This window comes from Mycobacterium gordonae (genome assembly GCF_002101675.1).
In the GTDB taxonomy this organism is placed as follows: Bacteria; Actinomycetota; Actinomycetes; order Mycobacteriales; family Mycobacteriaceae; genus Mycobacterium; species Mycobacterium gordonae.
Genome location: NZ_LQOY01000259.1, coordinates 1 through 2,363, shown reverse-complemented (window position 1 = coordinate 2,363; position 2,363 = coordinate 1). Strand labels below are relative to the sequence as shown.

Below are 2,363 nucleotides of genomic sequence, written 5' to 3'. Positions count from 1 at the left end.
CATACACAGCGGCGGTAATGGCGGCAACGGCGGCGGCGGAGGCGCCGGGACGGGCGGCAACGGCGGCGCGGGCGGGGGTGGCCCGCTGATCGGCAACGGAGGCAGTGGCGGTGCAGGTGGGGCGGGCGTGGTAACCGGGCAGGCCGGCCCTGACGGCAGCCGCGGGCTGTTGCTGGGTTGAGAGGAACTGGCGGGGTCATGTCCCGCGTGACTCACACCGCGACCGCCTTAGCGTGCCGCCGGCGACAGCCGGCCGCGTTGAATCGGCGCGCCGGACTGCGACCTCGATCGGGTGCGACGCTAAAGGGCGTTCCCCGTGAAGGGCCGGGGAAGCCCACATCGGGCACGAGTCGCGCCACAACTTCGGTGACCATAAAGACTGCCCGCGCGCAGGCCCCGTCAGCTGGCAGTTTGCGAACTTTTCCGGATTTTCGCCTGGGCTGCCAAGCCCGTGTGATTGACGTCACGTCGGTCAAATATTTTTGTACGTTCGAACGATTTTTCCGCACACGGGTGGGGCAACCGGATACGCTTCAGATCGCGCCGAACCATCACGTTGGCGTCAGGCGCGGGGGGTTGGTGAGTGGGTCTGCCGCTGCGGGTTGTGGCAGCGCGGAGTGTGTTCGACGAGAACTTGCCGAAGAAGGCTTGGAGCGCGGGCTAAGGAGATGACGTACGACCGTGGAAAAAGCACGCGTGACGCCGGTTGCGGTCATTGGTCTGGCGTGCCGGCTGCCGGGGGGCATCAGCTCACCTGAACAGCTGTGGCAAGCGTTGCTGCGGGGCGAAGACTTCGTCACCGAGGTGCCACTGGACCGCTGGGACATCGACGAGTACTACGACCCCGAACCCGGTGTGCCAGGACGCTCCCACTGCAAGTGGGGGGCGTTCATGGACAACCTCGGCGACTTCGACCCGGAATTCTTCGGCATCTCGGAACGCGAAGCCATCGCGATGGATCCCCAGCACCGGCTGCTGCTGGAGACGTCCTGGGAAGCGATGGAGTACGCCGGCCTGACCCCCACTCAGATGGCTGACTCGCTCACCGGGGTGTTCATCGGTTTCACCCACGCCGACTACCAGTTCGTACAGGCCGAGACGGGCAACTTGGAAGGCCCCTACGGCAACACCGGCACCAACTCCTGCATGGCCTCCGGCCGCATCTCCTATGCCCTGGGACTGCACGGTCCCGCGGTCACCGTCGACACCGCCTGCTCGTCGGGACTTTTCGCCGCGCACCTGGCCGCCCGCAGCTTGAGCGAGGGCGAGAGCGACCTGGCCTTCGCCGGTGGCGTGTACGCGATGCTCGAGCCGCGCCGCTTCGCCTCGGGCTCGGCCAACGGCATGCTCTCGCGCTCGGGCCGCTGCCACGCGTTCGACGTCGAGGCCGACGGGTTCGTCTCGGGCGAGGGCGCGGTCGTCCTGCTGCTCAAGCGGCTGCCGGACGCGCAACGCGACGGTGACCGGATCCTGGCCGTCATCAAGGGAACCGCGGCCAACCAGGACGGTCACACCGTCAACATCGTGACCCCGTCGGCCGAGGCCCAGGAGGCGGTCTACCGGGCGGCATTGGCCGCGGGCGGAGTAGACCCTGCCACCGTCGGCATGGTCGAGGCCCACGGCCCCGGCACCCCGGTCGGCGACCCCCTGGAATACGCGAGCCTGGCCGCGGTCTACGGCATCGACGGACCCTGCGCGGTCGGGTCGGTGAAGACCAACTTCGGCCACACCCAGTCCACCGCCGGCGCGCTCGGATTGCTCAAAGCCATTCTGGCCGTGCAGCACGGCGTGGTGCCGCAGAACCTGCACTTCCACACCATGCCCGACAAGATGGCCGCGATTGACACTAATCTCTTTGTGCCGCAAGAGGTTACGCCGTGGCCGAGCAGTGACACCGAGCAGCCGCGGCGGGCGGCGGTGTCGTCGTACGGCATGTCGGGCACCAACGTGCACGCCATCGTCGAACAAGCGCCCGCACCGGCCGGACAGACGGTGCTGCCCGACGGCAGCACCGGGCTGGAAGGGACCCTCGTGTTCCCCGTCTCGGCGAGTTCGGAGGAGGCGCTGCGCGAAACCGCGGGCCGGCTTGCCGACTGGATCGACGCGCAGGAGGCCATCGCGCTGCCGGATCTGGCCTACACGCTGACGCGCCGTCGCGGGCATCGCTCGGTGCGCACGGCCGTGTTGGCGAGCACCGCCAGCGAACTGCGCGAAGCGTTGCGGGACATCGCCACTGGCGAGCTCCCCCACCCGCCGGCCGTCAGCCAGGACGACCGGGGGCCGGTGTGGGTGTTTTCCGGGCAGGGCTCGCAGTGGGCGGAGATGGGCAAGGACCTGCTGGCCACCGAGCCGGTGTTTGCCGC

The 2,363-nt window shown here is 68.7% G+C and carries 2 protein-coding genes; both read left to right on the top strand.

Annotated elements, in window-relative coordinates; all coding sequences use genetic code 11:
- The coding region (locus AWC08_RS36945; protein WP_419196923.1) for a hypothetical protein at positions 1 to 181 on the top strand (181 nt) is incomplete at its 5' end.
- Between the two features lie 500 nt (positions 182 to 681).
- Positions 682 to 2,363, top strand: a 1,682-nt coding sequence (locus AWC08_RS34375) for a type I polyketide synthase (protein WP_142283976.1), incomplete at its 3' end; no start/stop codon positions are given.